4 protein-coding genes are annotated in these 3,203 nt (G+C 75.7%); 2 read left to right on the plus strand and 2 right to left on the minus strand.

Features of this window, described 5'->3' with window-relative positions:
- Window positions 1–414: DUF58 domain-containing protein (locus ABEB16_RS19070; protein WP_345713787.1), on the minus strand; the 414-nt coding region annotated here is incomplete at its 3' end.
- Window positions 411–1,475: an AAA family ATPase gene (locus ABEB16_RS19075; RefSeq protein ID WP_345713788.1), complete on the minus strand. Its 1,065-nt coding sequence runs from the start codon at window positions 1,473–1,475 to the stop codon at window positions 411–413. The genes ABEB16_RS19070 and ABEB16_RS19075, both read right to left, overlap by 4 nt.
- A 244-nt stretch (window positions 1,476–1,719) precedes the next feature.
- On the opposite strand from ABEB16_RS19075, the gene ABEB16_RS19080 reads away from it, so the two are divergent.
- Both ABEB16_RS19080 and ABEB16_RS19085 read left to right on the plus strand, forming a co-directional pair.
- Complete coding sequence (locus tag ABEB16_RS19080; RefSeq protein WP_345713789.1) at window positions 1,720–2,373, plus strand: GntR family transcriptional regulator; 654 nt, start codon at window positions 1,720–1,722, stop codon at window positions 2,371–2,373.
- Between the two features lie 178 nt (window positions 2,374–2,551).
- On the plus strand, window positions 2,552–3,203 hold a 652-nt coding region (locus tag ABEB16_RS19085), incomplete at its 3' end, for an amidohydrolase family protein (RefSeq protein ID WP_345713790.1).

Here is a 3,203-nt window from a genome sequence, read left to right on the forward strand (position 1 = left end):
CACCCCGCCGGCCCCCAGGACCAGGGCCCCGACGCGGTCGCCGTGCGTGCTCGTCAGGTGCGCCAGGCCCCCGGCGACGGCGAGGGCCAGGGCGCGCTTCTCCGAGCCCCGCGTCCCGAAGGCCATCGAGGGGGTGAGGTCCACCACGAGGGTGGTCTCCAGCTCCCGGTCGGCGGTGGTGGAGCGCACGTGCACCTCGCCGGTGCGGGCGGTCACGGCCCAGTCGATGCGGCGGGCGTCGTCACCGGTGACGTGCAGGCGGGGTTCGGCGGGCTCGCTGCCCGGGCCCACCAGGGTGCGGGTGTGCTGGCCCTGCAGCAGCCCGTCGAGGCGGGAGGCCACCTGCAGGGCCAGGCGGCGGACCTGCGCCTCCGGCGCGGTGGGCGGGGCGGGCAGCGCGCGCAGGGCGCTCACGCCACGCTCCGGCGCACCTCGGCGTCGGGTTCCGGGCCCGGGTTCGGGCCGGTCTGCTGGGAGGGGGCGACGTTCGGCCGGGGGATCGTCGCCAGGACGCGCTCGACGAGGTCGGCGGCGCTGACGCCGTCGGCGAGGGCCTCGTAGGACAGCACGATGCGGTGGGCGAGGACCTCCACGGCCAGGTCGGCGATGTCGGCGGGCACCACGTAGCCGCGCCCGCGCAGCAGCGCCAGGGCCCGCGCGGCCCGCACCAGCCCGAGGCTGCCGCGGGGGGAGGCGCCCACCGCGATGAGCGGCGCCAGCTCCGGCAGCCGCCACTGCGCCGGCTCGCGGGTCGCCATCACCAGCGCGACGGCGTACTCGGCGAGCGCGTGGTGCAGGAACACCTGCTCCGCGGCGTCCTGCAGGGCGACGAGCTCGTCCAGGCTGATGGCCTGCTCCGCGCGCGGCGGCGTGCCCGCCATCCGCCGCACGATCTCCATCTCGTCGGAGAACGTGGGGTGGGGCACGACGACCTTCATGAGGAACCGGTCGCGCTGCGCCTCGGGCAGGGGGTAGACGCCCTCGCTCTCCACCGGGTTCTGCGTGGCGAGCACGAGGAACGGATCGGGCAGGCGGTGGGTGGTGCCCGCGATGGACACCTGCCGCTCGGCCATCACCTCCAGCAGGGCGGACTGCACCTTGGCGGGGGCGCGGTTGATCTCGTCGGCGAGGACGAGGTTGGCGAAGACGGGGCCGAGCTCCACCTCGAAGCGCTCGTGCGAGGGGCGGTAGACGCGGGTGCCGACGATGTCGCTGGGCAGCAGGTCGGGCGTGAACTGCAGCCGCACCCAGGAGCCGCCGACGGTGCGGGCCAGCGTCTCCACCGCGAGGCTCTTGGCGACACCGGGCACGCCCTCCAGCAGGCAGTGGCCGCGGGCCAGCAGGGCCACGAGCATCCGCTCGAGCATGCGGTCCTGGCCCACGACGACCCGCTTGGCCTGCATGAGGGCCTGCTCCAGCAGGGCGCCGGGCGCGGCGGGGCGCCCCGGGGGGACAGGTGGGTTCTGGACGTGCACGGACCCTCCCGGGGTCGACGGGGTGTGCGCCTGGTCGGGGCCCGTCCGCGCGGCGCCCCGCGGCCAGGGTGTGGCGCGGAGCTGGGCGCAACCGGGCAGCGACCTCGGAGGAGGCTGGGAGCCCGCGGGCGGTGCCCGGTCGACCACGCCCCGGCGGGGGCCGGTCTCGTAGGGTGTGCGGCACCGGGCCGCGTCCTCGCAGGGGCGCCGGGGGCCCGGGGCACACGGAACCCGGGAGGACGTCATGACCGTCGCCCACCGCGACGGCGCGGCTGGGACGCGTGTCGCCGCCCAGGCGCTGCGCGAGGCCCTCCTGACCGGCGACCTGGCGCCGGGGCAGCGGCTGGTCGAGGCCGACCTCGCCGCGTCCTTCGGCGTCAGCCGGGCCAGCGTGCGCGCCGCCCTCATGGACCTGACCGCCGAGGGGCTGGTGGAGCGCATCCCCAACCGCGGCGCGCGGGTGCGGGTGGTGACGGTGGCGGAGGCGGTGGCCATCACCGAGTGCCGGATGGTGCTGGAGGGCCTGTGCGCGGCGAAGGCCGCCGAGCGCGTCGACGACGAGCAGGTCGCGGCGCTCACCGCCCTCGGGGAGCGGCTGGAGCAGTCGGTGGCCGCCGGGGACCCGCTGGCCTACTCGGCGCACAACCGGGAGCTGCACCGCCTGGTGCGCGAGATCGCCGACCAGCCGGTGGCCTCGGAGCTGCTGGACCGGCTCAACGCGCAGATCGTGCGGCACCAGTTCCGCCTCGCGCTGCGGGCGGGGCGGCCGCAGGTCTCGCTGCCCGAGCACCTGGCGATCATCGACGCGGTCGTGCGGCGCGATCCCGCCGCGGCCGAGCACGCGGCGCGCGAGCACCTGCGCAGCGTCATCACCGCCCTGCTCGACGCCGAGGGCTGACGCGGGACCCCACACCGCCCAACGTTGCGACAAGATTGTTGACAATCTTGTCGGGCCGTTCCTACAGTCGACGTGCGAGCGAGGGAGCTCCAGGTCGCCCCAGCGGTGCTGCGCCGTCGGACCGGGCACCCGGGCTCCCCGACCCGCCGCGGCCGACCAGCACTGCGAGGAGCGACACGTGATCATCGACTGCCACGGCCACTACACGACCGCGCCGGCCGCGCACACCGCCTGGCGCCAGGCGCAGCAGGCGGCCTTCGAGGCCGGGCACGAGCCGCCCGGCTACCCCGCGATCCCCGACGACGAGATCCGCGAGTCGATCGAGGGCGGCCAGCTGCGCCTGATGGACGAGCGCGGCATCGACCTGACGATCTTCTCCCCCCGCGCCTCCGCGATGGGGCACCACGTCGGCGACGAGAAGGTCAGCGCCCGCTGGGCCGCGGTGTCCAACGACCTCGTCGCCCGCGTCGTCGAGCTGTACCCCGACCGCTTCGCCGGCGTCTGCCAGCTGCCGCAGTCCCCCGGGGTCCCCATCGCGCACTCCGTCGGCGAGCTGCGCCGCTGCGTGGAGGAGCTCGGGTTCGTCGGCTGCAACCTCAACCCCGACCCCAGCGGGGGCCACTGGACGGCCGCCCCGCTGACCGACCGCAGCTGGTACCCGTTCTACGAGGCGATGGTCGAGCTCGACGTGCCCGCCATGGTGCACGTCTCCGCGGTGACCAACCCGAACTTCCACGCCACCGGGTCGCACTACCTCAACGCCGACACCACGGCGTTCATGCAGTTCCTCACGGCGGACCTGTTCCGCGACTTCCCGACGCTGCGCCTGG

It is taken from the genome of Kineococcus glutinatus, assembly GCF_039542765.1.
Classification (GTDB): domain Bacteria; phylum Actinomycetota; class Actinomycetes; order Actinomycetales; family Kineococcaceae; genus Kineococcus_A; species Kineococcus_A glutinatus.

Coding starts and splice junctions, on each gene's coding strand:
- ABEB16_RS19080 (WP_345713789.1), top strand. CDS start 1,720: ATGACCGTCGCCCACCGCGACGGCGCGGCTGGGACGCGTGTCGCCGCC.